Origin of the sequence: Campylobacter concisus (genome assembly GCF_001298465.1) — a bacterium.
In the GTDB taxonomy this organism is placed as follows: domain Bacteria; phylum Campylobacterota; class Campylobacteria; order Campylobacterales; family Campylobacteraceae; genus Campylobacter_A; species Campylobacter_A concisus.
The window spans coordinates 1,594,816-1,619,871 of the sequence record NZ_CP012541.1 but is presented as its reverse complement, the minus strand read 5'-3'; the positions used below and the strand labels follow the sequence as shown (position 1 = coordinate 1,619,871).

Below are 25,056 nucleotides of genomic sequence, written 5' to 3'. Positions count from 1 at the left end.
ATACAAGCGACTTTGTCGCAAAGGATAAAAAATGAAAAATGTATTTAAATTTGGTACAGTTTTGCTTACAGCAGCTCTTTTTGCTGGATGTGCGAGTGAGAGCTCAAGAGTTGTCGAGACTCCAAAAGTAGCAAGCTACGGCACAGTTTACAATGGTCAAAAAATTTCAGTTTCGATAGGCCGATTTAATAATCAATCAGCTTACCAAAATGGTGTATTTGCTGATGGCGAGGATAGGCTTGGCAACCAAGCTCAAAGCATTTTGATCACAAATTTACAGCAAAGTGGTAGGTTTTTAGTGCTTGATAGATCAAATATGAAAGTGATCAAACAAGAGAGCGAGCTAAGTAAAACCGCTCAAAATCTAAAAGGTGCAAGATACGTGATAACCGGTGATGTGACCGAGTTTGGGCGAAAAACTACGGGCGATCATCAGCTATTTGGCATACTTGGCAAAGGTAAGCAACAAACTGCCTATTCAAAGGTAAATTTAAATATCGTTGATACCAAAACAGCTGAGGTTGTCTATTCGGTTAGCGGTGCTGGCGAATACACCCTTTCAAACAGAGAGATCATCGGCTTTGGCGGCACAGCAGGATACGACTCTACGCTAAATGGCAAGGTTTTAAGTCTAGCTATTATTGAAGCGGTAAATAATCTAGTAAATGGCATAGAAAGTGGAGCATGGCAAGTAAAATAAAGCTTGCCAGCCTTGCGCTTTTTGTGCTATTTTTAGCGGGTTGCGGTCACTCAAGTGCTCCAAAGTCGCTTTATTATTGGGACGGATCATATAGTAGCTCGCTATATAGCTACCTAAATGAAGAGGGCGATACAAACGAGCAAATTTCACGCTTAGAAAATTTGGTGCAGATATCAATACAAAAGGGCTATAAGATCGCTCCTGGCGTATATGCACACCTTGGACTTTTATACTTAAATAACGGAAATTTAGGCGCTGCAAATGCAAATTTTGACAAAGAAGTAGAGAATTTCCCAGAGTCAAGGGAGTATATAAATTTCATCAAAGGCTCTAAAAATTTGACTCCAAAAAAAGTAGAGCAAAAAGAGGGAGCAAATAATGAAAAATAGCCTGAAATTTATAGCCGCTATATTTTTGGTAGTATTTTTTACGGGCTGCTCTATAAAAGAGCCTGAGCCATACGACTACTCAGAATTTTTACAAAAAAGACCTCACTCTATCTTAGTGCTTATGCCAACAAACGATAGCACAGAAATTTCAGGTCCAGCTGCTGTTTTGGCAAATGCAGTCGCACCACTAAGTGAGGCAGGATACTATGTATTTCCAGTGGCTCTTGTAAATGATACCTTTAAGCTAAATGGCATAACCGAGCCAAGCGAGATCGCAGCCGTGCCACTAAATAAGCTTGATAAAATTTTCCATGCTGATAGTGTGCTTTACATCAATATAAAAGATTATGGTACGAGCTATGCGGTCATCTCAAGCTCAACAAAGGTTGTCCTTGAAGCAAAGCTTATTGATATAAAAAGCGGCGCTACTCTTTGGCAAGGCAGTGCTATGGCAGCAGAAGATAGCAGTAGTGGCCAAAGTAGCCTACTTGGCATGTTAGTCTCAGCCGTCATCTCACAGGTGGCAAATACCATCTCAGATAGATCATACGATCTAGCAGCGATGGCAGATGCTTATTTATTTTCAAGAGATTGCCATAACTGCATACTTTATGGACCATATTCGCCGTATTATGGCAAAGATGCACAGCTTCATAAAGATAGATAAATTTAATGAATACTCATCGTCTTGGGATACTCCTTACTTTAGTTGGCGGTATCCTTTGGGGATTTAGTGGGGTTTGTGGGCAGTATCTATTTTCACTTGGTATAAATTCTGATTTTTTGGTGCCATATAGACTGATGCTAGCTGGCATTGTTATTGTGATTTTTTATGCTTTTAAAGAACCAAGTACCGTTTTTGCTCCGATTAAAGATATAAAGCTCCTTGGCGAGTTTTTAGTCTATGCCCTGCTTGGGCTTATGATGACGCAGTACGCTTATTTTTACTCCATTGAGCTTTCAAATGCCGCAGTTGCGACTGTTATTCAATACACTGCGCCAGTTCTCATCCTAGCCGTCATCTGCCTAAAAGAGAAGCGAGCACCAAGACCACTTGAAATTTTAGCTCTGCTTTGCGCGATGCTTGGCGTATTTTTCCTAAGCACACATGCTCAAATTTCATCTCTTGTTATCTCGCCAAAAGCGCTATTTTGGTGCTTGGTGAGTGCCGTTTGTGTTTGTGTTTATAATCTTGCTCCAGCAAGGCTAAATGCTAAATATTCAGTCACTCTCACGCTTGGCTGGGGCATGGTTATGGGCGGAATAGTGCTTGCTTGCTATATGAGAGTTTGGGATTTTGCTGGGCTTAATGGTATAAATCAATGGCTTGCATTTATTGCTGTTATTACGCTTGGCACCATTTTTGCATTTAGCTTTTATATGATAGGTGTTAAGCTAATAGGCGCAGCAAAAGCTAGTTTATTAGCCTGCATAGAGCCACTAAGTGCAGCATTTTTTGGCTACTTTTGGCTTGGAACAAAATTTGTATTTTGGGATTTTTTAGGATTTGTTCTAATAATCTCTTGTATATTTTTACTATCAAAAAGAGAAAAATTATGATATTTCTAGCACAAACCGATACGACAGCTGGCTTTTTGAGTAAAGATTATAAAGAGATAAATAGAGCCAAAATGCGTGATGAGAATAAACCTTGCCTTATCACGACAGCGAAATTTAGCGTTTTAAATGAGCTTGTTAGAGTGCCAAAAAAGTATAAAAATTTTATACGCCGTTCAAGAAAAGCCACATTTTTGTATCCAAATTTAAAGGCTATTAGAGTCGTAAAAGAGTGCGAGCACGAAAAATTTTTAGCTAAATTTGACTGGCTTTATTCAAGCAGTGCGAACAAAAATAGACAAAATTTTAATGAAGCTTGGGCTATGAGCGTGGCTGATGAAATAGTAGATGATCATTTTTTCGAAGATGCTCCATCAAAAATTTATAAAATTTCTCGAAAAAAAATAAAACGTTTAAGATAACTAGCGAATTTATACAGCCACTACCTTTTTAAACTCATCTAAATTTTTTAGCGCTTCATCTATGCCAATCAGCCAAAATTCGCACTTTGTCGTATCTTTTTTAAAGTGTTTTTTCACTAGCTCTTCTACGCTTTTCGTGCCACACTCTATTAAAAATTGTTTATAAATTTTGCAAAATTTTACTTCGTCTTTTTTAAACTCACTTAGAAAAAATTGTGATAGTAGATAGCCGACACTATAAGGATAGTTGTAGACATAATTATCTGTTTTATAAAAATGTAATTTTTTGCTTTCTTGCTTGTAAAAGTCTCGCTCTGGCAAGCATTTTTAATCTACTTTTAGCTTTTTAGCGATATGATTCCGCAAATTTTAACAAAGGAAACAACATGAAAACTCTTGTGATTTTATCGCACCCAAATCTCGCCGCATCGCGCGTAAACAAAGCCTTATCTCAGGTAGCAAAGGCCGCAGCGGACGCTAAGGTGCGGCATTTGGAGGGGCTTTACGGCTTAGATATCGCGCGCATAGACGCCCGCGCAGAGCAAGACGCGTTAGCGGCTGCCGAGCGCATCGTATTTTTGTACCCGATGCACTGGCTAAACGTGCCGCCTATGCTAAAAGCCTATATCGACATCGTCTTTTCGCACGAGCTGGTGGGTTCCGGCGCGCTTAAAGGCAAGGTCTTGCAGCTTGCGCTAAGCGTCAGTACTCCGCTTAGCGAATACTCTAAACAGGGCGCGATCGGCTTTAGCTTGGATGAAATTTTAACGCCGCTTAAGATCGCGGCAAACTACTGCGGGATGGAGTTTGCCGTGCCGTTTATTAGTAGCGGATTTGAGCCGGGCGAGTTTGGCGACGATGCCGTAGATGCCGCAGCTGCGCGCTTTGGCAAGCTTTTACGAGGAGAGCTAAGCCCAGGCGAATATCAAATTTAGCCTCGTCTTTTGCGACCGCGAGTTAAAATTTCGCGACAACAACGTGGCTAAAAGCATTGCAATACGTCTGACTGGTACGTGTTATACGATGTTTGCGTGATATTAAAAAATACGTTTTTTAGTAAAATTTGCGCTTAAAACCGGAAGATCACGCATCAAGTAGTAGTGCCAAGCATGCCCAAGCTCATGAGCTTGCTGGATTAAGTGCGAAAGGGTATTCATGTATGTGGTAAAAATTCTTGGTTGCTTAAATTTTGGCAAACTTACAAAAAATGCTCCACCAGCTTTATTTTCTCGCACATCGCTTTCTATCCAGTGTTTGTCTATCATAAGCTCTATAAAACTATCTTCGCCCAGTGGTTTTAATGCTTTTTTGATGATTTTATAGATGAGATTGCTACTTTTATGACTAAGATGCAAAAGATAAATATAAAATTTTAATATTAAGTACGACTATTGCGGTGTTATTTAAAGCCAATTAAAATATGTAAAATACAAAAGGACGTAAATGTTTGGTTTGGTAAAAATTCAAATGATGCCAGTAGCAACTTATTTTAGTATTTACCCCCTCGGAAGTCCGTTTTTATCGGATTTGTCGCTGATTAGCCTGCCGCTTTCATCGTATTTTTTAGCGTGGATGAGCCTGCCGCGCTCAAACTCCCCCTCGGCTTCGAGTTTGCCGTTTGCGTAGTAGTGGCGCGCCTCGCCGACCTCCAGCCCGTCCTCAAACATCACCCTGGCTTTTAGCTTGCCGTTTTCGTGATACTCCTCGTACAGTCCGTGATAGCGCCCGTTTTTAAACATCACTTTCGCCGCCGGCACCCCGCTCTCGTAGTAGTCCAGCCCCGCGCCCGTTTGGCGGCCGTCTTTGTACTCGTATTCGCCTCGTAGCTTGCCGCTTGGATAGTATTCGCGCGCGACGCCGTCCTTCTCGCCGTCTTTGTAGTTTTCTACCACGCGTGTTTTACCGTTTTCGTAAAATCGCTTCCAAACGCCGCTTTTGCGGTCGTTTTTGTATTCGCCCGTCTCCTCCACGGCGCCGCTTTCGTAGTACCATGTCTCCGCGCCTTCTCGCTTACCCTCTTTGTAGGTTCGCTTGCCGCGGATTTTGCCGCTTTTGTAGTAGTCGAAGTCCTCACCGTTTCGCAGTCCGCCCGCGTACGGGCTGCGCGCGCTAACCTCGCCGCTAATGTAATAGTCCGTAAAAATGCCCTCTCGCTTGTCCGCCTTGAAAACGCCCTCCTGCTTTAACGCGCCGCCCTCGTCAAAATAGTAGCGGCGATAACGCCCGTCGCGGACGTCATTTTTGTATTCGCTCTCGCCCATCAGAGCGCCGCTATCTGCGTGGTAGTGCTTCGCCGTGCCCTCGCGGACGCCGTTTTTTAGGGGATATTCGTTTGAGGGCTTGTCTCTGCCGTCAAAATAGTCCCTGTATCGCACCGCCATGCCGCCCTGCACGTCGATCTCGCGTATGAGCGTTGGTGGCAGGGGTTTTAGCCTCGGATAGACCATGCCCATCGCATTTACGCCATATAGGTCCTCGACGCTGTATCGAAGCATCTTTAACGTGCCGTCGTAGAGCTTGCCTTTTACGTAGTAAAGCCCGTTTTTTAGGCTTGCTTCGGGCTTCATTACGATTTTTGGCTCCAGCGCCTGCGCACCGATGGCTAGAAGCGGAAGTAAAAATAGAAATTTTAGGATTTTCACGGTTTTTCCTGCTTTGTTTGATTTTGGTGATTTTAAAATTTGAAACTAAATTTAAGGTGAAGGTGCGATTATTTCGGATGAGTTAAATTTTAGGACTTGCGTCAAATTTAGCCGTCTTTTAGTGCCTCCGAGATGACCGTCCACTCTTGTACTAGCCTTTCAAAGCTAAAATTTGCATTCGCCGAGCTAGTCGAGGGTAGCTTGACGGGTTCTTTACCCGTTGCGTTTAAAATTTGAGTTTTTAGGTATTTTTCGCAGATTTCGTGCGCCTTACCGCCGTTTGCGTAGACTTGCGTGATATTTGCGGTTTTAAAGATCGGTTCTAAATTTGCAGGCACCACGGCGGTCATTTTGGCGTCGCTCGAGCCCTTTATCTCGCACGAGATCGCAGCGTCGTAGATAGCGATGCCGTGGGCGAGTAGGAATTTTATCTTTTCCTCCTTACTCGCAGGCGGCGGCACATTTAAAATTTGCGCCAGCACACGCCAAAAGCGATTTTGCGGATTTGCGTAGTAAAAGCCAAATTTACGAGAAACGACGGATGGAAAGGATCCGAGGATTAAAATTTTAGAGTTTTTATCAAAAATCGGTTGAAAAGGATGGGTTTGGCCCATTTTGCGCCTTTTAAATTTGCCGCGTTAAATTTAAAATTTCAAATTTGAAAGCAAATTTAACCGCCCAAACGAGCGGCTAAATTTACAGATATTTTCCCTCGCCCGTCAAATTTGGGCGAGGGAAATTTGTGCCCTACTCGGCTGCGGTGCCGGCAGAGGCATCCTCGGCGCTCTCAGGCGTGCCAGACTCGACCTCATCGCTAAAGTCGGCTAGGCTTAGGCGTTTTAGCTGGCGGTAGCGTCTTTGCGCGTCGGCCTTGTTTTTAGCCAGCAGCTCGTCCGCGTGCTCAGGGTTGGTTTTCTTAAGCGAGTTGTAGCGAACCTCGTTTAGCAAAAACTCCTCGTAAAGCGACCAATCAGGCTCTTTTGAAGTCATTTTTAGCGGATTTTTGCCCTCTTTGATTAGGCGCGGATCGTAGACGTAGGTCGGCCAGTAGCCGCACTTGGTCGCTAGTTCGCCTTGACCTCCGGAGTAGGCCATGCCGCCTTTTATACCGTGCGCGATACACGGCGAATACGCGATCACGAGGCTAGGTCCGTCGTAGGCTTCGGCTGCGGCGATGGCTTTTATCGTGTTTGCCTGGCTCGCGTTTGAGTTGATTTGAGCGACGAAGATGTTTCCGTAGGTCATCGCGATGTAGCCTAGATCTTTTTTCTGCATCGGCTTGCCGCTAGCGGTAAACTGTGCTATCGAGCCAGTACGGCTTGATTTTGAGCTTTGGCCGCCGGTGTTTGAGTAGACCTCGGTGTCAAGCACGAGCACGTTTACGTTCTCGCCGCTAGCTAGCACGTGATCAAGACCGCCAAAGCCGATGTCGTAGGCCCAGCCGTCGCCGCCGATGATCCACTGGGATTTTTTGACGAGGTATCTTTTTAGCTCTAAAATTTCTTTTACGCCCGGGACGCTTAAATTTTGCTCTAAAAGAGGGGTTAAAATTTTAGCGATTTGCATCGTTTTCTCGCCGTCGTTTTTGTGCGTTATCCAGTCGGAGTATAGCGCGGCTAGGGCATTTGGCGCGGCGTCTTTGGTGCGTAGCATCACGTCCTCGATACGGTGACGCAGGGTCTCTACCGCGACGTTCATACCCATACCAAACTCCGCATTATCCTCAAACAGCGAATTCGCCCACGCTACGCCCTTGCCCTCTTTGTTCGTCGTATAAGGCGTCGAAGGCGCGCTGCCGCCGTAGATCGAGCTACAACCGGTGGCGTTTGCTACGATCATACGGTCGCCAAATAGTCTCGTAACAAGCCCGATATAAGGCGTCTCGCCGCATCCAGGGCACGCACCGTGAAACTCAAACAGCGGCTGAGCAAAGCCCACGCCCTTGACGCTATCTTTGCTCATCAGATCGTCTTTGTAGGTTACTTTTTTAAATAAATAATCGGCGTTTTCCTGCTCGTTTTTCTCCATCTCCTCGGCTAGCGGTACCATGACGAGCGATTTTTCCTTGCTCGGGCAAATTTGAGCGCACAGTTCGCAGCCCGTGCAGTCTAGAGGGCTTACTTGGATTTTATATTTTAGCCCTTTTACCTCTTTGCCTTTGGCGTCTAGGACGTGATCTTGCACGGTTTGCGGAGCGGCGGCGAGTTCGTTTTCGTCGATGAGAAACGGCCTGATCACCGCGTGCGGGCAGACGAAGGCGCACTGATTACACTGGATACAATTTTCCTCGATCCATTTAGGCACCATCACGCCGATACCGCGTTTTTCGTAGGCCGTGGTGCCTGATTTAAAGTGTCCGTCTTCAAAGCCAACAAACGCCGAGACGGGCAGGCTGTCACCCCTAGCGGCATTGATAGGCTTGACGATTTTTTCTATAAATTCGTCGCCGACGTATTTTTCCTCATTTGCGGCGTCATCCGTCAAATTTGCCCAGCTAGGGTCGACCGCGACCTTAACTAGCCCGTCCGCGCCCATATCGATGGCCTTATAGTTCATCTCCACGATCGCTTCGCCTTTTTTAGCATAGGCTTTGTGCGCGTACTCTTTCATGTATTTTTGCGCGTCGGCAAACGGGATGATGTCTGCGAGTTTAAAAAACGCCGACTGCATTATGGTGTTCGTGCGGTTTTTCAGCCCAATCTCGCGAGCTAGCTTCGTGGCGTTAATGATGTAGAAATTTACCTTTTTAGCGGCCAAAATTTTCTTTACTTTATTCGGCAGTTTAGCGACCGTCTGCTCAGCGTCCCAGATCGAGTTTAGCAGGAACGTTCCGCTCTCGCGGATGCCGTCTATGACGTCGTAAATTTCAAGATACGCCGCGACCGAGCAGGCTACGAAATGCGGATTTGAGACGAGGTAGGTCGAGCGGATCGGGTTTTTACCGAAACGCAGGTGCGAGCGCGTATAGCCGCCTGATTTTTTGCTGTCGTAGGCAAAATACGCCTGCGCGTAAAGATCGGTTTTATCGCCGATGATTTTGATTGAGTTTTTATTCGCCCCAACGGTACCGTCCGCACCAAGGCCGTAAAATAGGCACTCTTTCACGCTTGCGTCGCTTAGCGAAATTTTCTCGCCGACTTTTAGCGATGTAAAGGTCACATCGTCCTCGATACCGACGGTAAAGCCGTTTTTGGGATCGCTTAAATTTAAGTTTTCAAAGACGGCTAGCATCTGAGCCGGATCGACGTCTTTTGAGCTTAGTCCGTAGCGACCGCCCACGATCACGGGCTGATTTTTGCGTCCGTAAAACGCCGCCTTGACGTCCAGATATAGCGGCTCGCCTAGGCTTCCCGGCTCTTTGGTGCGGTCTAGCACGGCGATCTTTTCTACCGTTTCAGGCATCACGTCAAAGAGGTATTTTAGGCTAAACGGACGGTATAGATGCACTTTTAGCACGCCTACTTTTTCGCCCTTTGCGCGTAGGTGATCGATCACTTCTTCTAGAGTTTGCGTGACAGAGCCCATCGCGACCACGACGCGTGTAGCATGCGGATCGCCGTAATAATTAAACGGTCTATAATCGCGTCCCGTGATTTTTGAAATTTCTTTTAGATACTCGGCCACGATATCAGGCACCGCGTCGTAGTAGCGGTTAGCTAGCTCGCGCGTCTGGAAGTAGATGTCGTCGTTTTGCGCCGTACCGCGAGTTTTCGGGTTTTCAGGGCTTAGCGCCTCGTCTCTAAATTTTTGTAGCGCCTCGCGGTCAAGAAGCTTATCAAAGTGCGCGTAGTCAAGCACCTCGACCTTTTGTATCTCGTGGCTAGTACGAAACCCGTCGAAAAAGTGCAAAAACGGCACGCGACCTTTGATCGCCGCTAGATGCGCGACACCCGCGATATCCATGACCTCTTGCACGGAGCCGCTCGCCAGCATAGCAAACCCCGTCTGGCGACAGGCATAAATGTCCTGATGGTCGCCAAAGATAGAAAGTGCCTGGGCCGCGATAGAGCGCGCGCTAACGTGGATGACGCCGGGTAGTAACTGGCCTGCGATTTTGTACATATTCGGGATTTTTAGCAAAAGGCCTTGCGAAGCCGTGTACGTCGTAGTTAGCGCGCCTACTTGCAGCGAGCCGTGCACGGTGCCCGCAGCTCCGCCTTCGCTTTGCATTTCGACGACTTTAACGGGCATGCCGAATAAATTTTTCTTGCCCTGAGCCGCCCACATATCGGTGTAGTCAGCCATCGGCGAGCTAGGAGTGATCGGGTATATGCCCGCAACCTCGGTAAATGCGTAAGCCGCGTGCGCCGCAGCCTCGTTTCCGTCCATAGTTTTCATTATTTTAGCCATTTTTCCGCCTTAAATTTTCTTACGATTTTTAAAAATCTTTTATTATAGAGATAGTTTCCAAAATCTACTATTAATCTATGTCATTAATAAATTCTGAGAATTTTGCCTTTTAAATTACTAACTTTAAGCAAAATTCCATTACCGTAATGAAAAAAATTAAGGATAAAATTTGATAAGTGTTCATAGGGTGGCCTATTTAAGGGTTATAGCTCTTGCTTTTTGTGCTTTTATATTTAACACTACTGAGTTTGTTCCAGTACCACTTTTAAGTGATATTGCAAAAGACTTTGATATGAGCACGGCTGATACTGGCCTTATCATTACGATTTATGCGTGGAGCGTCACTATACTCTCTTTGCCACTTATGCTTTTGACTGCAAATTTAGAGCGAAGATCTCTTCTTTTAAAAGTTTTTATCGTATTTGTTGTAGCTCATACGCTTTGTACCTTTGCTTGGAATTTTAAAATTTTAATTATTGCTCGGTTGATGATAGCTATTGCTCATGCCATTTTTTGGGCTATCACTGCTTCACTTGCTGTTAGGTTAGCACCGATAAATAAAAGCTCGCAAGCTCTTGGATTGCTAGCTCTTGGTACATCGCTAGCGATGATACTTGGTCTGCCACTTGGAAGAATTTTAGGTGACGCACTTGGTTGGCGTGTGACCTTTGGATTGATCGGAATTTTTGCTGTTGGTGTTGGAGCTTGGCTATATAAAATTTTACCACTTTTGCCAAGCAAAAACTCAGGCTCGCTTAAAAGCTTGCCAGAGCTTGCAAGAAATGGCCTTTTGATGGTCGTATTTTTACTAACGGCAATTATCATAAGCGCGCATTTTAGCACCTATAGCTACATTGAGCCATTTGCGAAAGATATCAGTGGCTTTGATGGAAAATTTATCACAATATTCTTGCTTATATTTGGCGTTGCTGGTGTAGTTGCAAGCCTGCTTTTCTCTAAATTTTATAAGCTCATTCCAAATGCATTTTCTGCAATTTCTATCATGCTTATTTTATGTTGCTTGATTGTGTTAAATTTTATTGCTAAAAATGAAGTTTTAATGCTAGTCTTGGCCTTTATTTGGGGGCTTGGCATAGCTGGTGTAAATATGAGTTTTCAAATAAAAGTGCTAAATTTAGCCTCAAACGCAACTGATGCTGCAATGGCGATATTTTCGGCTATTTATAACATAGGCATCGGAGCAGGGACGCTAATAGGGCATCAAACGATAGTTCATTTAGGCGAACAAAATATCGGTAATGTCGGTAGTTTTTTTGCCGCAAGCGGACTTATCATATTTTTGTTTGCGGTATCTAAGATTAAAAGAGTTTAGATGTTTAAATGTCTAAGTAAAACGTTACAAATTTCTACATATAAGTGATAATAAATATCATAACTAAGAAAAATTTTAGTTAAGTTTCCTTATAATCATTATCAGAAAATGAATAAATTTTAGGAGCTTATTATGTCAGTTTTAGTTATCGGTGCAGATGAGATAACGCCTATCAAGGCAGTTTTACATGATTTGGGAGCTGAGAAGATAGAACACTGGGATGCTAGAAATGAAAACCGTGTAAATCGCAAGCCAATCCCTCAAGATACCGAGTGTGTGGTGATGCTAACTAGCTTTTTAAACCACAACACTATGAAGACTATTAAAACTCAAGCAAAAAAGAGAAATATTCCAATTGTTTGTGCAAAAAGAAGCGTTAGCTGTGTATTTTGCGAGTACTGCAAGGTCTTTGGGCTAGATAAGGAATTTGGATGCAAAGAATAATCAATGAAATTCGGGCTTTTATCAGATATTGGCGAAATAACTCCAAATATTTTTGCAAAGCTTGATAGGCTTTCACGTGCAAAAATTTTTATTGCACTTTATAATTCTGGCGTAGAAAGTGAGCTAAAAATACCACTTTCTTACGCTAAATTTCTAAATTTCAAAGAAATTTTTGAAGCTAGGATAAATTTCCTACTTCGTGAGAAATGTCTAAATTTTAAGCCAGCAGATCGCTTTTGTTTTTCATCAAATATCATCATAAATGCTTATTTAAAAGGCGACTTTTCAAAGATAAAATTTATAGCAAAAGAGCCAAAAATGGCGGCTGCAAAGATGATAAAAATGCTTTATGCAAGTGGAGAATTTGAGCTTTGTATCGATGCGGCACAGATGTTTTGTCAATTTGTTTATGATAAAATACGCCTCCGCCATCAAGATAAAGAGGTCGTGCTAAATGGTGGTGTCATTTCGGTTAAAAAAGATGGTAAAAATTTGCTCAGCGTCATGCCAAGCTTTAAAAAAGTGAGCTTTGATGATATGAGAAATTTAAACGACGATATAGATAGAGCTGTCGGTGTGCTTGGTCACGAGTGCGAGATGGTTTATATTGTTTTTCCTAGAAATGAGGAATTTAGGCGACACGTTGAGGTTAGGCACTGTTATGCGAGAGGTTTGATTAAGCTTGTGCCTTATACGATTATTGGTAAAATTTTTTAAAAAGGATAAAAATGATAGGTATAGTTTATGGAAGCAGCATGGGAAATACCGAAGATGCAGCAAAACTTATAAGTGAGGGTCTAGGCCTTGAAAATGAGCTTTTAAACGTTGCTGATGTAGACGCAGCGAAGATAAATAGCTTCGATAAGCTAATCCTTGGTACATCAACCTGGGGTAGTGGTGATCTTCAAGATGACTGGGATGCGTTTGATTTTAAGGCGCTAAATTTAAGCAGTAAGACGGTTGCTGTTTTTGGTATGGGTGATAGCGAGAGCTACTCTGATGAGTACTGTAACGGCATGGCAAAGCTTTATGATGAGGTCGTAAAAGCTGGCGCAAAGGTAGTTGGTGAGGTTAGCACTGATGGCTATACATTTGATGGCTCTGATGCTGTTAGAAATGGAAAATTTGTAGGTCTAGCACTTGATGCTGATAACCAAAGTGACAAAACTGAGGGTAGAATTTCAGCTTGGATCGAGCAGATAAAACCTCACTTTGCTTAATGTAATTTTAGCTAGATTTTCTAGCTAAAATTTTTATATATCCATAGCTGAGATGAAGCTTTTTATCCTCTCATTTTGGCTGTTAAAAAACTCATCTACCAAGCCATCAAATGTGATCACACCTTTATCTAAAAATAAAATTCTATCAGCTATCTTTCTAGCAAAATTCATATTATGAGTGACAATGATCATAGACTTTTTCTCTTTTGCAAGAGATAAGATGACCTTTAAAACTTCAGCCTCAAGCTCTGGATCAAGCGCGCTTGTAGGCTCGTCAAGTAGTAGAAAGTATGGATTTACAGCTAGGGCTCTAGCGATGGCTACACGCTGTGCTTGACCGCCAGAGAGCCTGTTTGGATAGGTATCTTCTTTGTGACTAAGCCCCACTTTGGCTAAAAGCTCTTTTGCCTCTTTTATTGCTTCGTTTTTATCCTTTTTTTGAACGTAGATCGGAGCTTCGGTGACATTTTGAAGCGCTGTTAGGTGCGGGAAGAGGTTGAAGCTTTGAAAAACCATGCCTGTTTTTTTACGAATTTCTAAAAGCTCTTTAGAGCTAAGCTTCTCTTTAAAATTTACACTCCTATCATCTACCTCTAAAGTGCCACTTTGTGGGATCTCAAGTAAATTTATACATCTAAGAAGCGTTGATTTACCACAACCAGATGAGCCAACGATCACGGTAGTTTGTCCTTCTTTGAAGCTTGTGTTTATGTTATCTAGCACCAAATGATCGCTGTAAGATTTACTTATATTTTTAAAATTTATAGCCATTAGACATACCTTGAGACAGCTTTTTCAAGCCTTGATTGAAGATAGGTTAAGAGTGTGCAAACCACTAGATAGATGAGTGCTGCTAGGATGTAGAGGATGAGTGGCTCAAAGGTCCTTGCTGCGATCCTTTGAGCGACCATAAACATATCAACCATCGTTATAGAAGCTGCTAGTGAAGTATCTTTAACAAGGCCTATAAATGTGTTAGAAAGCGGTGGCAACGAGATCCTTACTGCTTGAGGCGCGATGATACGCTTTAAAATTTGATAGTGCGTCATGCCAAGCGATGTTGCAGCCTCCCACTGACCTTTTGGCACAGAAAGTATGGCAGCCCTTACGGATTCAGAGGCATAAGCGCCCACATTTAGACTAAATGCAATAGTCGCCGCGCTCCAAGTATCAAACGTGACGCCGATGCTAGGAAGTCCGTAAAATACGATAAAAAGCTGCACAAGAAGCGGTGTGCCGCGAAATATCCAAACATAGGTGGCAAATATAAATTTTAAAATTTTTATATTTGAAAGCCTTGCTACTGCTGTGATAATAGCGATGACAAGCCCTAGCGAAAACGAGAGCAAAGTAAGAGGGATAGTCACTTTTAAAAGCGCGATAATCATCGGTAGCGTCGAGCTTGAAACAAGCTCGATCACTCTATCTAAATTTTCCATTTTTGCCTTGTTGGTTTATAATTTTATTTTGAGACGTCTTTGCCAAAGTAGCTTTTTGAGATGGCTTCTAGTTTGCCCTCTTTTGAAAGTTCGTTTAGAGCATTTGAAATTTGCTCTGCGAGTTCGGCATTGTCTTTTTTAACAGCTGCTGCTGTGTAGTCTTTCTCATCAAGTGAGGTGGCTATCTTTACAGGTGCGTTTGGACGCTCTTTTATGAAGTCGTAAAATACGATGTTGTCTCTTACAACAGCATCTACACGTCTTGATATAAGAAGCTCCATGCTTTTAGCAAAACTATCTGTTACGACGTGTTCAGCACCGTATTTTACAGCTACTTTCGCCCAGTTACTAGTCGCTGAGTCGGCATCTTTTTTGCCTTTTAGATCAGCAAAGCTTTTTATGTCGTTATTATCTTTTCTAGTGATGATAGCGCCAAATGTTACAGTATAAGGCACTGAAAAAGCATACTTTTTCTTTCTCTCATCAGTTATACTTACTTGATTAAACACAACGTCTGCTTTGCCAGCGTCAAATGCTACTAGCATCGCGTCCCATGGAGCTGTTAGAAACTCAACTTTTAAATTTAGCTTTTGTGCTACCGCTCTTGCGATATCTACGTCGTATCCCACTAGCTCATTTTTGTCATTATAAAATGTAAAAGGCGCGTAAGTGCCTTCAGTCGCTACTGTTAGCACGCCATCTTTTATAGTTTTTGCTTGCAAATTTAGAGCCATTGCAAGCACAGCTACTACTTTTAATAAATTTGTAAATTTCATTTTGATCCTTTATTTTGAAATATCTTTTCCAAAATATTTCATCGAAATTTCACTTATCTTGCCCTCGGCTTTTAGCTCATCAAGTGCTTTGTTTATCGCTTCTAGTAGCTCAGTGTTGCCTTTTTTAACAATTGCAGCTGTTGGCATCGGCTCGTTGCTTGTGTATGCGATTTTTAGTGGCGCATTTGGGCGTTGTTTGATATAGTCATAAAAAGTGACGTTATCGTTTATCGTATCATCAGCTCTTTTTGAGATGATAAGCTCCACGCCTTTGCTAAAGCCATCAGCCACAACCACTGTTGCACCGTTTTTCTCGGCTATCGCTGCCCAGTTGCTAGTCGCAGAGTGCACACTCTTTTTGCCTTTTAGATCAGCAAAGCTTTTTATGTCGTTATTGTCTTTATGCACGACAATTACCGGATATGGCATAGTGTAAGGCACGCTCATACTATACTTTTTCTTTCTATCTTCGTTTATACTTACTTGATTAAATACAACATCGGCCTTACCAGAATCAAAAGCCGCAAGCATCGCATCCCAAGGAGCTGTTAGAAACTCGACTTTTAAATTTAGCTTTTGCGCTACTGCTCTTGCAATATCTACGTCATATCCTACTAGCTCGCCCTTTTCATCGTAAAATGAGTAAGGTGAGTAAGTACCTTCAGTTGCGACGATAAGTTCGCCTTTTTTGATAGTTGAAGCATTTAAATTTAAAGCTAAAAAAGCACCTGCGATCAAGCCAAAAATGGGCTTAAAATTCATTAATTCTCCTTATTTAGAAATATCTTTGCCGAAGTATTTAAGCGAAATTTCGCTTAAAGCTCCTTCTTTGCTAAGCTCATTTAGGGCAAAATTTATCTTAATTAGTAGCTCTTTGTTACCTTTTTCTACGTTATAGCCCATTTTGTTCACTATTTGTATGGCGTTATCTTTTATGCTTGCTAGTAAAATTTTGTAAAGGCAGAATTTAGCAAACAATCGCACGAATTGCACCAAATTTAAAAAGCGCTAGAAAATTTCATACAAAACTCCTTGTAGAAAAAATAAAATCAATAATGGAATTTGCAAAAAAAGAAAAATTTTTAAGATTTATGCAAATGTCAGTCGCAACTACGACCTATGTGATATTTTGGCGCTATTTTATCACAAAAATAAAAGGGCGGTGCCTCACTCCGCTAGAAGTGAGACTGCTAGAGCTTTTACGCCCTTAAAATCAACCTTGCCGCTTGCAAGCGTTGGTATATCATCAACGATGAAGATATAGCTTGGCATCATTATAGGAGCAAGGCTACTCTCTTTTAAAATTTGCTCGATATTTTCAGGCTCTGTGCCACTTTTTACTAAAAGTGCGATCGCTTCGCCCTTTTTGCTATCTGGCACATTTGCACTACTAAAGACAACGTCATTTCCAAGTACCTTTGTAAGCTCTTCTTCAACGCTTCCAAGGCTTATCATCTCGCCGCCTATCTTGGCAAATCTTGAGTATCTATCGACGATAAATACAAAGCCGCTTTCGTCTATGTGGCCTTTATCGCCAGTTTTGTAGTATCTTACGTCGTCAATGTGCGTTATGACGTCACTTGTTTTAGCTTCGTCATTTAGATAGCCCTTCATAACTTGCGAGCCGCCAATCACGATGAGACCGTCCTCGCCAGTTTTTAGCTCTTCAAGTGTTTCTGGGTCGATTATCTTGATGATGGTGCCAGGCAGAGGCATGCCAACGCTGCCAGGTCTATTAAATGTAAGTTCTTTTAGGCTCTCTTTTTCTAGGATATTTGGCATATTTACAGCAGCTACCGGCGCCGTTTCTGTCGCGCCATAACCTTCATAAATTTCTATGCCAAATTTGAGCCTAAACTCATCTTTTATCTCAGGTTTTAGCTTCTCAGCCCCAGCTACGACCATTCTGGCACTTTGAAACATCAGCGGATGAAGCTTTTTGTTTCTGGTGTAGAGCCTAAAGAAGGTCGAGGTACCAAAGATGATACTAGCGCTGTGTCTTGCAGCCATTTTGCCGATAGTCGCTCCATCTGTTGGGTCAGGCACGCTTACCATTTTTATGCCCTCACAAAGTGGCATGAGTGTGGTGACTGTTAGCCCAAATGAGTGAAATACTGGGAGTGAGTTTAAGATCACGTCATCTTTTTTGAAATTTAGAAGTTCGCTTATTTGCTTAATGTTTGCAAGTAAATTTTTATGGCTTAGCTCGATGCCTTTTGGCTCGCCCTCGCTACCGCTACTAAATAAAATAGTAGCCGTATCTTCTAAACTTACACGCTTAAAATAGCAAAGCTTAATAAGCCAAACTGGGGCAAAAAATGCAGTTAAAAGCGCTAAAAATTTCTCTCTTTTTGAGACGCTGGCTGAGAGATCTTCTGCAAATTTAGCCTTGCCACTCATCGCATCTTTTAGATCAAAGCCCTTAAGTGCTAGCTTCTCAAGAAATTTGCTAGAGGTGATGACTGTATTTATATCTGCCTTTCTTAGGGCGTGATTTAGAGAGGTAACATTAAGCGTATAGTTTAAATTTACGCTCACTTTGCCCATGGCAAGAAGCGCCATATTTACTATCGCCGCGATGCTTGAGCTAGGCAGCAAGATGCCTATATTTTTCTCATCTTTTAGTTCACGTTTAAAAATTTTGATAAAGACTAAAACGGCTGTTATAAATTTCAAGTTGCTTAAATTTAGCCCTGTGCTATCGCTCACACACTCTTTAAATTTATCCTCTTTTGCGTTGCTTAGCCACTCCTCGGTTAGTGGTTTTTGCCTTGAGATAAAGCTCTCCCACGATGAAAAGCTAAGCTCAAGCACCTTTTGCTTCATCTTTGCAGCGTTTATAAATGTGGTTATTGGTTTACCAAAGGCGACGATGATGTCGCGTCTGCCATTTTTAGAAGTGAGGTCTTTGTAAAATTTACTAGCTCTTGAAAAGCTCGAGCCCCAAAGGCCACGAAGGTAAAATGGCACGATGCAAATTTCTTCTAGATCTCTGATGATAAGCTCAAAGCCCTTTTGAAACTCATTTATCTGGCCGTTGTAGCTGATGTGACCCTCTGGGAAAAGTGCAACCACTTCGCCGTTTTTGAGGCACTCACGCACAAGCTCGATCGACTCTTTGCTAGCTCCTGCGCCTATTGGGATCACTTTGAAAAATTTAAAAATTTGCTTTAGATACCATTTGTTATAGATCGTTCTATACATGACAAATCTTATGCCCCTTGGGCTTGCTGCTTGAAGCACGAGCCAATCAATCCAGCTGATGTGATTGCCAAGAAGTAGCGCACCGCCACTTTGTGGTAAATTTTGCAGGCCCTCTACAAAAAAGCGGTATTTTGTCTTTAAAAATGGCAGTAAAAGTAGCCTTGTAAAAAGATGTGGAAGCTGTAAAATGGCATAGAAACTGCCGATTAGGCAGACAAGCGCTGTAAATATAAAAAGCTCAGTGGTTGAAATTTCAAAATAAACTAGTCCTATGCCAATGGCTAAAAATAGCAGCATTGAGACGTTTTGCAAGAAGTTGTTTGCTGCCATTATTTTGCCGGTCGTTTTTTGCGGGGCAAAGTACTGGATCATCGCATTTAGCGGCACTATAAATATGCCTCCAAAAAAGCCAAATGCAAATGAGCTAAGGCTCACTACGCCGATATTTGAGCCAAAAGCGAAAAATAAAAGCGAAAAAAATATACCCACAGCACCCATCGGCACGATACCAAGCTCTATGTGTAGCTTTGACATAGAGCCGGCCACGTATGAGCCAAATGCGATGCCTATTGCGCTTGCTGCAAGTATCGCTTGCACGGCTAGTGAGCTATCGTCATTAAAAACAGCCTTGTAGTGAGCTGGAAAAGCTGCGATGATGATCTGAGAAATTCCCCAAAATATGCTAAGACCAGCAATGCTTAACCAGATATTTTTATCTGACCTTACTTCTTTTAAATTCTCTCTTAAATAGCTAAGGCTGATGTATTTTTTCAGATCAAATTTTTCGTTGTCTTCGTTTATTTCGCTGATGTATGGCAACTTGTAGGCGAAATACGCTTCAAGCGCGCTAAAGATCACTAAAAAGATACCGATAGGATAGACACTTTTTAAAATTTCTTCTGAGTTTTCGCCTTGGATGTATAAATTTTCAAATATAAATGAAAACAAAAATGAGCTAAAAAGTATCGCAACGATGGTGAGCGCTTGAATGATGCCATTTGCTGTGCCAAGGCGCTCAGGACCGACCAGGGCTTTGATGATGCCGTATTTTGCTGGCGAGTAGATAGCACTTTGAGCAGCTAGTATGAGCGTTAAAGCAAAAGCTACACCAAAAGCACCTGCAAGATAGCTAAAAAGCACCGCGACACTAATGATAAGGCCAAAAATAGCACAAATTCTTATGACTTTTGTCTTTGAGAATTTATCATTTATAAAGCTTGACGGTGAGAATAAAAATATAAAAGGAAGCAAAATCATTGCATTTATAACTGCTGTTAATATAAAAAGTATGTCACCATCGTATGTTTTTAAAAGAACATTTTGTATGGTTATTTTGTGTGCTAGATCGACGCTTGCATTTAAAAATGCGATCGCAAGGTAGGGCAAAAAGCCAGCAACTTTTAATAAACTCATCATAGAAATACCTTTGTGATTTTAAAAATTTTGTAAATCTAACAGCAAAATATTTAAAATATTATTAATAAAAAACTCTACATTAAATTTGGTAATAAAAATTTTTAAAAAATTTAAATTTTATATGCTTTTGGATAAAATCACGCAATCAAAAAATAGGAAAAATTTATCATGAATTATGAAATAATCGTCGTTGGTGGCGGACATGCAGGTATTGAGGCAAGTCTTGCAGCTGCTAGAATGGGCAAAAGAACTTTACTTATCACGATCTTAGCCGAGCAAATAGGCGCCGCAAGCTGTAATCCAGCTATCGGTGGCCTTGCAAAGGGGCATCTCGTAAAAGAGATCGACGCACTTGGTGGTCAAATGGGGCTTACAACAGACGCTGTCGGTATCCAGTTTCGCGTGCTAAATGAGAGTAAAGGTCCAGCAGTGCGTGGTAGCCGCGCTCAGATAGATATGGATAGATACCGCGTTTATATGAGAAATTTACTTTTAAATACGCCAAATTTAGAAATTTCTCAAGAGATCGCCACTGAAATTTTAAGTGAAAATGGCGAAGTAACCGGCGTTAAAACCCACCTAAATAACACATATAACGCAAAAAAAGTGATAATCACCACTGGCACCTTTTTAAACGGACTTATCCACGTTGGATTTAATAAACTAGAAGCCGGACGTGTTGGCGAACTAAGTGCCAAGGATCTAAGCGGTAGTCTAAGGGAGCTTGGGCTAAATTTAGGCAGATTAAAGACTGGAACATGCCCAAGGATCGATGCAAAAACGATAAATTTTGAAATTTTAGAGAAGCAAGATGGTGATGAAAGTCCAACGTCTTTTAGCTTTAGAACTAAAAATTTCTCCCCAACGCAGCTACCATGCTATATCGCCTATACAAACGAAACCACGCATGAGATAATCCGCTCAAATTTCGACAAAGCGCCACTTTTTACAGGACAGATCGAGGGCATCGGACCAAGGTATTGCCCAAGTATCGAGGATAAGATAAACCGCTTTGGTGACCGAGACAGACACCACCTTTTTGTCGAGCCTCAGACCCTTGAAGCGACAGAATATTACATAAATGGCTTTTCAACGAGCCTACCTTATGAGGTGCAAGTGCAGATGCTCCGCTCTGTAAAGGGTTTTGAAAATGCAAAAATCGTAAGGCATGGATACGCCATAGAGTATGATTATTTCGAGCCAACACAACTAAAACATAGCCTAGAGACAAAAAAAGTAAAAGGGTTATATTTAGCTGGACAGATAAACGGCACGACTGGATACGAGGAAGCCGGCGCTCAGGGGCTAATGGCTGGCATAAATGCAGCGCTCTCGCTTGATAATAAAGAGCCGCTTGTCTTGCGCCGCGATGAGGCGTATATCGGTGTTTTGATCGATGATCTTGTCACAAAAGGGACAAAAGAGCCATATAGGATGTTTACGAGTAGAGCGGAGTACCGCTTACTTTTGCGTGAGGAAAATGCCATTTTAAGGCTTGGTGGATATGGCCATGAGCTTGGGCTGCTTGATGATGAGACTTTTGAAGAGATCGAGACTATAAGAAGAAATTTAAAAGAGGGGCTTGCTTACCTTAACAATACTCAAATTACGCCGAGCAAGCAAAATTTAGAGCTTTTAGCTAGCCTTGATGAAGAGCCAATAAGCCAAAATGTGAGCCTTCAAAAGATTGTTGCACGCAAGAGCTTTACGGCTGAGAAACTAAGAAAGCTTGATCAGAAATTTACAAATTTAGATGATGCGAGTGTGGATCAAATTTTAACCGAGTGCAAGTATCAGCACTACATAAATGAGCAAAAAAATCAAATAGAAAAAATGAAAGATATGATGGATGTGAAAATTCCTGAAAATTTTGACTTTAGAGGTGTGAGTGGTCTTAGTAATGAAGTGGTCGAAAAGCTTGAGAAATTTGCACCGCTGACACTTTTTGCTGCAAGTGAAATTTCAGGTATTACGCCAGCTGCGATTGATATCTTACATATTTATATAAAGATGAATGAGAAAAAGCTTGGCTGATTTTGATTTTTGGTTTAGTTCAAAAAGCCATAAAGCTTAAAAATTTTTATCTTAAAATCAAGATTTACATTTAAGTTAAAATTAACATTATTTTTGCAGATTATATTTAGAAATTATACTTTTTTAATTTTTTGAGAGTATAATCGTTAAGAATTTATTTATAGAAAGGAATTTAATGTCAGTAAAGCAAGAAAGACGTAGCTTTATAGGCCTTGCGTTTGGTGCTGTGGCAGCTGTCGGCGGCGCTATGTCACTAGTGGCTGTTAAAAAGACTTGGGATCCACTTCCAAGTGTAAAAGCTGCTGGTTTCACAACAGTTGATCTAAGTCCGATCAAAGATGGAGAAATGAGGCAGGTTGAGTGGCGTAAAAAGCCTATTTTCATCCTCAAAAAAAGTCCTGATATGGCTAAAAATGACAAAAGAGATGTTGTTGTAGGGGATGCTAGATATGTAGTTCTTATCGGACTTTGCACGCATCTTGGCTGTATACCTGAGTATAAAGCAAGCAAGCAAATGTTTGTATGTGCCTGTCATGGCGGCGAATTTAATGCCGACGGAATGCAAACATATGGACCTCCTCCAAGACCACTTGATATACCACCATTTAAGATCGATGGAACCAAGCTAGTTCTAGGCGAAACAAGCCCAGAATACGAAAAATTAGTAGCAAAAGCTTAGGAGGATAGCAATGTCTTTAGCTCATAAATCAACTGGCGTTATTGACTGGCTTGATCAACGCCTAGCTTTTACAAAACTTATGAAGGTTCTAGTTAGCGAATACTGGATTCCAAAAAATATAAATTTCCTTTGGGCAATGGGCGTTATTTTAACAACGCTTTTTATGCTCTTAATTGTTACTGGTTTTTTACTTTTAATGTATTACAAACCAGATGTAAATTTGGCATTTGATAGTGTAAATTATACTATCATGCAAGAGGTCGAGTATGGCTGGCTTTGGCGTCACATTCACGCAGTTTCAGCTTCTACGATATTTCTTATTATGTATATTCACTTGCTTACTGGACTTTACTATGGTTCATACAAAAGAGGCAGAGAGGTCATTTGGATAAGTGGTATGGTGCTATTTATCTGTTTTTCAGCAGAGGCATTTAGTGGTTATATGCTTCCATGGGGACAGATGAGCTACTGGGCGGCAACTGTTATCACTCAGCTTTTTGGCGGTGTACCAGTTATCGGCGATGCTTTAGTTGAGTGGATTAGAGGTGATTACGCAGTTGGCGACTCAACACTTACTAGATTTTTTATGCTTCATGTTTGTTTATTGCCACTTGTAACGATAGCTGTTTTGGTTATTCACTTCTACTCTTTAAGAGTTCCACACGTTAATAACCTAACAAGCGAAGATATAGACTTTGAAGTAGAGGCACAAGAGTATCTACACGGCGATAGAGCGAAATCTAAAGTTATACCATTTTGGCCAGGATTTTTGGCAAAAGACTTTATGTATGTATCATTCTTTATGATATTTGTCATCTATCTTGTTTGCTATCACTTCAACTTTGCAATGGACCCTATCAACTTTGAGCCAGCAAATCCACTAAAAACCCCACCACATATCTATCCAGAGTGGTATTTCTTGTGGCAATATGAAATTTTACGTGGCTTCTTCTTTGATATCGCTGGAATTTCAGCTTACAACATCGGTCTTATCGCGTTTGCGTTTGCAGGTGTTGCATTTATGCTTATACCTCTTCTTGATAGAAGCGACCTTGTAGCTCCAGCTCACAAAAGACCACTATTTTTTATATGGTTTTGGGTCTTAGTTGTTGATCTTATCGTTTTATCTATATATGGTAAGCTCCCAACAGGTGGTTATAATGACTGGATAGGATTTTATTCATCATTGCTATTCTTGTTCTTATTTATAATTGCGTTGCCAGTTATAACAATACTTGAAAGAAAAAGGGACTAATCATGAAAGAGTTTAAAATTTTTGCCATTGTTGTTATTCTTTCAGGTGTTTTATATTGGGGTATCGAGCCTTATGCTCACACAAAGCTTCACCCTCATACTGCAAATGCTGAGTATAACTTCTCAAAAGAAGATACTGACTATGCAAAGCACTTTTTAGAGCAAAAAAAGACAGCACTTGAGACTGCTAAGGCTAGTGGAAATAAGGCAAGTATAGACGCGGCTACAAAAGATGTAGAAGTAGCACAAAAAATTCTTGATGACTATACAGCATTTTGGAATGACATTAACTCTATCGATCTTACAAAAGGTGACGCTACAAAGGGTGCTGATACTTTTGTAGCAGCAGGATGTACAGGATGCCACGGCATCGAAGCAGCTGACATGCCAGCTAGTATGGACGCTGAGACAGCTAGTCAAAGCTTTGGCGTAGTGCCACCAGATCTTAGCACAGCTGGTAAAATTTATGACGAGAGATTTTTAGCTGCACTCATCAAAAATCCAACTATGGCTGTAAAACTATCTCATAAATTTAACGACGAGCATCTTTATCCGATGACTGCATTTATGGGTGCTGGCGGCGATATAAACGCTGAGGTTGCTGACATAGTTGCTTATCTTAAAAAAGTATCAGCTGACGCGGATGCAAAGAGCAAGATCACCGAAGAAAAGGTATTTGCTGATGCATGTCAAAGATGCCACGATATGAAGTATGATAAAAAATATACTCTTGGCAACAAAGTAAGCCTTGCTGCTTATATGGGCTCAAACCCACCTGATCTATCTATGATGATTCGTTCAAAAGGTGATGAGTATTTACATAAATTTATAAACGATACTCAAAAGATGCTACCAGGTACCGCAATGCCAAGAGTTGGTTTAAATAAAGCCGCTGAAGACGACGTGGTAGCTTATATCCAAAAAGTAGGTGACAAGAAGAAGGCTGAGCGCGAGAGCACAGGACTTTATGTAATGATCTACTTCTTTATATTAGGAATTTTTGCTTGGCTTTGGAAACGCAAAGTTTGGAGCGAACTCCACTAAAATTTAAGAGCCTCTTTGGCTCTTAAATCCTCTCTAGTAAATTTATATATAAATAGGTATTCTTTAAATTTATTCTTTTACAAAATTTAATCAAGCAGTCTTGCAAATTTTAAAATCTTATTCACTCGCCTTAGCAGACTACTAAACTTAGGC

Annotated in this window: 25 protein-coding genes; 14 read left to right on the top strand and 11 right to left on the bottom strand. The window is 41.5% G+C overall.

The features are described 5' to 3' along the window. Positions 1-31 precede the first annotated feature (31 nt). The 5 genes from CCON33237_RS08190 to CCON33237_RS08170 are packed head-to-tail and all read left to right on the top strand — an operon-like array spanning position 32 to position 3,068. The gene (locus tag CCON33237_RS08190; protein WP_054197185.1) at positions 32-700 is read left to right on the top strand and encodes a CsgG/HfaB family protein; all 669 of its coding nucleotides are present in this window, start codon (positions 32-34) and stop codon (positions 698-700) included. After that, positions 685-1,089, top strand: a complete 405-nt coding sequence (locus CCON33237_RS08185; RefSeq protein WP_054197184.1) for a DUF4810 domain-containing protein — start codon at positions 685-687, stop codon at positions 1,087-1,089. Before CCON33237_RS08190 ends, CCON33237_RS08185 begins: the two co-directional genes overlap by 16 nt. Then, positions 1,079-1,756, top strand: a complete 678-nt coding sequence (locus CCON33237_RS08180) for a DUF799 domain-containing protein (RefSeq protein ID WP_054197183.1) — start codon at positions 1,079-1,081, stop codon at positions 1,754-1,756. Before CCON33237_RS08185 ends, CCON33237_RS08180 begins: the two co-directional genes overlap by 11 nt. 5 nt (positions 1,757-1,761) lie before the next feature. Further along, on the top strand, positions 1,762-2,649 hold the full coding sequence (locus CCON33237_RS08175; protein WP_054197182.1) for a DMT family transporter: 888 nt from the start codon (positions 1,762-1,764) through the stop codon (positions 2,647-2,649). Then, on the top strand, positions 2,646-3,068 hold the full coding sequence (locus CCON33237_RS08170; protein ID WP_054197181.1) for a hypothetical protein: 423 nt from the start codon (positions 2,646-2,648) through the stop codon (positions 3,066-3,068). The genes CCON33237_RS08175 and CCON33237_RS08170 overlap by 4 nt, the downstream gene beginning before the upstream one ends. A 9-nt stretch (positions 3,069-3,077) precedes the next feature. Here the strand turns inward: CCON33237_RS08170 and CCON33237_RS08165 are convergent, their stop codons facing one another. Then, complete coding sequence (locus CCON33237_RS08165; RefSeq protein WP_054197180.1) at positions 3,078-3,389, bottom strand: hypothetical protein; 312 nt, start codon at positions 3,387-3,389, stop codon at positions 3,078-3,080. A gap of 65 nt (positions 3,390-3,454) precedes the next feature. On the opposite strand from CCON33237_RS08165, the gene CCON33237_RS08160 reads away from it, so the two are divergent. Next, entirely contained in the window at positions 3,455-4,003 is a 549-nt protein-coding gene (locus tag CCON33237_RS08160; protein WP_054197179.1) for an NAD(P)H-dependent oxidoreductase, read from the top strand. A gap of 102 nt (positions 4,004-4,105) precedes the next feature. Here CCON33237_RS08160 and CCON33237_RS08155 read toward each other — a convergent pair whose 3' ends face one another. The 4 genes from CCON33237_RS08155 to nifJ form a co-directional block, all read right to left on the bottom strand. After that, on the bottom strand, positions 4,106-4,423 hold the full coding sequence (locus CCON33237_RS08155) for a hypothetical protein (RefSeq protein ID WP_054197178.1): 318 nt from the start codon (positions 4,421-4,423) through the stop codon (positions 4,106-4,108). Between the two features lie 141 nt (positions 4,424-4,564). Beyond that, positions 4,565-5,710, bottom strand: a complete 1,146-nt coding sequence (locus tag CCON33237_RS08150; protein ID WP_054197177.1) for a toxin-antitoxin system YwqK family antitoxin — start codon at positions 5,708-5,710, stop codon at positions 4,565-4,567. A gap of 107 nt (positions 5,711-5,817) precedes the next feature. Next, positions 5,818-6,324 carry a DNA-deoxyinosine glycosylase gene (locus CCON33237_RS08145; RefSeq protein WP_054197176.1) on the bottom strand — a complete coding sequence of 169 codons (507 nt, stop codon included), beginning with the start codon at positions 6,322-6,324 and terminating at the stop codon, positions 5,818-5,820. A gap of 133 nt (positions 6,325-6,457) precedes the next feature. After that, positions 6,458-10,060, bottom strand: coding sequence for a pyruvate:ferredoxin (flavodoxin) oxidoreductase (nifJ, locus tag CCON33237_RS08140; protein WP_054197175.1), 3,603 nt, complete (start codon positions 10,058-10,060; stop codon positions 6,458-6,460). 169 nt (positions 10,061-10,229) lie between these two features. Here nifJ and CCON33237_RS08135 point away from each other — a divergent pair, with 169 nt between their 5' ends. The 4 genes from CCON33237_RS08135 (at position 10,230) to fldA (ending at position 13,057) form a co-directional block, all read left to right on the top strand. Then, on the top strand, positions 10,230-11,393 hold the full coding sequence (locus CCON33237_RS08135) for a sugar transporter (protein WP_054197174.1): 1,164 nt from the start codon (positions 10,230-10,232) through the stop codon (positions 11,391-11,393). A 132-nt stretch (positions 11,394-11,525) separates the two neighbouring features. After that, the gene (locus tag CCON33237_RS08130; protein WP_002939277.1) at positions 11,526-11,837 is read left to right on the top strand and encodes a DUF2325 domain-containing protein; all 312 of its coding nucleotides are present in this window, start codon (positions 11,526-11,528) and stop codon (positions 11,835-11,837) included. A 3-nt stretch (positions 11,838-11,840) separates the two neighbouring features. After that, complete coding sequence (locus CCON33237_RS08125) at positions 11,841-12,554, top strand: hypothetical protein (RefSeq protein ID WP_054197173.1); 714 nt, start codon at positions 11,841-11,843, stop codon at positions 12,552-12,554. An 11-nt stretch (positions 12,555-12,565) separates the two neighbouring features. Next, positions 12,566-13,057 (top strand): flavodoxin FldA, encoded by a 492-nt coding sequence (fldA, locus tag CCON33237_RS08120; RefSeq protein ID WP_054197172.1) that lies wholly within the window; start codon positions 12,566-12,568, stop codon positions 13,055-13,057. 33 nt (positions 13,058-13,090) lie between these two features. On the opposite strand, the gene CCON33237_RS08115 is transcribed toward fldA, so the two are convergent. From CCON33237_RS08115 to CCON33237_RS08090, 6 genes are all read right to left on the bottom strand, one after another. Continuing rightward, positions 13,091-13,828, bottom strand: coding sequence for an amino acid ABC transporter ATP-binding protein (locus tag CCON33237_RS08115; protein ID WP_054197171.1), 738 nt, complete (start codon positions 13,826-13,828; stop codon positions 13,091-13,093). Further along, positions 13,828-14,496 (bottom strand): amino acid ABC transporter permease, encoded by a 669-nt coding sequence (locus CCON33237_RS08110; protein WP_054197170.1) that lies wholly within the window; start codon positions 14,494-14,496, stop codon positions 13,828-13,830. The genes CCON33237_RS08115 and CCON33237_RS08110 overlap by 1 nt, the downstream gene beginning before the upstream one ends. 23 nt (positions 14,497-14,519) lie before the next feature. Next, positions 14,520-15,272, bottom strand: a complete 753-nt coding sequence (locus CCON33237_RS08105) for an amino acid ABC transporter substrate-binding protein (RefSeq protein WP_054197169.1) — start codon at positions 15,270-15,272, stop codon at positions 14,520-14,522. Positions 15,273-15,281: 9 nt separating this feature from the next. Beyond that, positions 15,282-16,034, bottom strand: coding sequence for an amino acid ABC transporter substrate-binding protein (locus CCON33237_RS08100; RefSeq protein WP_054197168.1), 753 nt, complete (start codon positions 16,032-16,034; stop codon positions 15,282-15,284). A 9-nt stretch (positions 16,035-16,043) separates the two neighbouring features. Continuing rightward, on the bottom strand, positions 16,044-16,256 hold the full coding sequence (locus tag CCON33237_RS09945; protein ID WP_234402276.1) for a transporter substrate-binding domain-containing protein: 213 nt from the start codon (positions 16,254-16,256) through the stop codon (positions 16,044-16,046). A 183-nt stretch (positions 16,257-16,439) separates the two neighbouring features. After that, complete coding sequence (locus CCON33237_RS08090; protein ID WP_054197166.1) at positions 16,440-19,892, bottom strand: acyl-[ACP]--phospholipid O-acyltransferase; 3,453 nt, start codon at positions 19,890-19,892, stop codon at positions 16,440-16,442. Between the two features lie 168 nt (positions 19,893-20,060). On the opposite strand from CCON33237_RS08090, the gene mnmG reads away from it, so the two are divergent. The 4 genes from mnmG to CCON33237_RS08070 all read left to right on the top strand — a co-directional run bounded on the left by mnmG (position 20,061) and on the right by CCON33237_RS08070 (position 24,903). Beyond that, positions 20,061-21,926 carry a tRNA uridine-5-carboxymethylaminomethyl(34) synthesis enzyme MnmG gene (gene mnmG / locus CCON33237_RS08085; RefSeq protein WP_054197165.1) on the top strand — a complete coding sequence of 622 codons (1,866 nt, stop codon included), beginning with the start codon at positions 20,061-20,063 and terminating at the stop codon, positions 21,924-21,926. 175 nt (positions 21,927-22,101) lie between these two features. Continuing rightward, positions 22,102-22,605, top strand: coding sequence for a ubiquinol-cytochrome c reductase iron-sulfur subunit (petA, locus tag CCON33237_RS08080; protein ID WP_021091707.1), 504 nt, complete (start codon positions 22,102-22,104; stop codon positions 22,603-22,605). A 10-nt stretch (positions 22,606-22,615) separates the two neighbouring features. Next, the gene (locus tag CCON33237_RS08075; RefSeq protein WP_054197164.1) at positions 22,616-23,860 is read left to right on the top strand and encodes a cytochrome b; all 1,245 of its coding nucleotides are present in this window, start codon (positions 22,616-22,618) and stop codon (positions 23,858-23,860) included. A 2-nt stretch (positions 23,861-23,862) separates the two neighbouring features. Beyond that, on the top strand, positions 23,863-24,903 hold the full coding sequence (locus CCON33237_RS08070; RefSeq protein ID WP_054197163.1) for a c-type cytochrome: 1,041 nt from the start codon (positions 23,863-23,865) through the stop codon (positions 24,901-24,903). Positions 24,904-25,056: the final 153 nt, after the last annotated feature.

Excerpts from the sequence above, each read along its gene's own strand:
- CCON33237_RS08190 (WP_054197185.1), top strand. The coding sequence starts at position 32 with ATGAAAAATGTATTTAAATTTGGTACAGTTTTGCTTACAGCAGCTCTT.
- CCON33237_RS08185 (WP_054197184.1), top strand. The coding sequence starts at position 685 with ATGGCAAGTAAAATAAAGCTTGCCAGCCTTGCGCTTTTTGTGCTATTT.
- CCON33237_RS08180 (WP_054197183.1), top strand. The coding sequence starts at position 1,079 with ATGAAAAATAGCCTGAAATTTATAGCCGCTATATTTTTGGTAGTATTT.
- CCON33237_RS08175 (WP_054197182.1), top strand. The coding sequence starts at position 1,762 with ATGAATACTCATCGTCTTGGGATACTCCTTACTTTAGTTGGCGGTATC.
- CCON33237_RS08170 (WP_054197181.1), top strand. The coding sequence starts at position 2,646 with ATGATATTTCTAGCACAAACCGATACGACAGCTGGCTTTTTGAGTAAA.
- CCON33237_RS08160 (WP_054197179.1), top strand. The coding sequence starts at position 3,455 with ATGAAAACTCTTGTGATTTTATCGCACCCAAATCTCGCCGCATCGCGC.
- CCON33237_RS08145 (WP_054197176.1), bottom strand. The coding sequence starts at position 6,324 with ATGGGCCAAACCCATCCTTTTCAACCGATTTTTGATAAAAACTCTAAA.
- nifJ (WP_054197175.1), bottom strand. The coding sequence starts at position 10,060 with ATGGCTAAAATAATGAAAACTATGGACGGAAACGAGGCTGCGGCGCAC.
- CCON33237_RS08130 (WP_002939277.1), top strand. The coding sequence starts at position 11,526 with ATGTCAGTTTTAGTTATCGGTGCAGATGAGATAACGCCTATCAAGGCA.
- CCON33237_RS08125 (WP_054197173.1), top strand. The coding sequence starts at position 11,841 with ATGAAATTCGGGCTTTTATCAGATATTGGCGAAATAACTCCAAATATT.
- fldA (WP_054197172.1), top strand. The coding sequence starts at position 12,566 with ATGATAGGTATAGTTTATGGAAGCAGCATGGGAAATACCGAAGATGCA.
- CCON33237_RS08115 (WP_054197171.1), bottom strand. The coding sequence starts at position 13,828 with ATGGCTATAAATTTTAAAAATATAAGTAAATCTTACAGCGATCATTTG.
- CCON33237_RS08110 (WP_054197170.1), bottom strand. The coding sequence starts at position 14,496 with ATGGAAAATTTAGATAGAGTGATCGAGCTTGTTTCAAGCTCGACGCTA.
- CCON33237_RS08105 (WP_054197169.1), bottom strand. The coding sequence starts at position 15,272 with ATGAAATTTACAAATTTATTAAAAGTAGTAGCTGTGCTTGCAATGGCT.
- CCON33237_RS08100 (WP_054197168.1), bottom strand. The coding sequence starts at position 16,034 with ATGAATTTTAAGCCCATTTTTGGCTTGATCGCAGGTGCTTTTTTAGCT.
- CCON33237_RS08090 (WP_054197166.1), bottom strand. The coding sequence starts at position 19,892 with ATGATGAGTTTATTAAAAGTTGCTGGCTTTTTGCCCTACCTTGCGATC.
- mnmG (WP_054197165.1), top strand. The coding sequence starts at position 20,061 with ATGAATTATGAAATAATCGTCGTTGGTGGCGGACATGCAGGTATTGAG.
- petA (WP_021091707.1), top strand. The coding sequence starts at position 22,102 with ATGTCAGTAAAGCAAGAAAGACGTAGCTTTATAGGCCTTGCGTTTGGT.
- CCON33237_RS08075 (WP_054197164.1), top strand. The coding sequence starts at position 22,616 with ATGTCTTTAGCTCATAAATCAACTGGCGTTATTGACTGGCTTGATCAA.
- CCON33237_RS08070 (WP_054197163.1), top strand. The coding sequence starts at position 23,863 with ATGAAAGAGTTTAAAATTTTTGCCATTGTTGTTATTCTTTCAGGTGTT.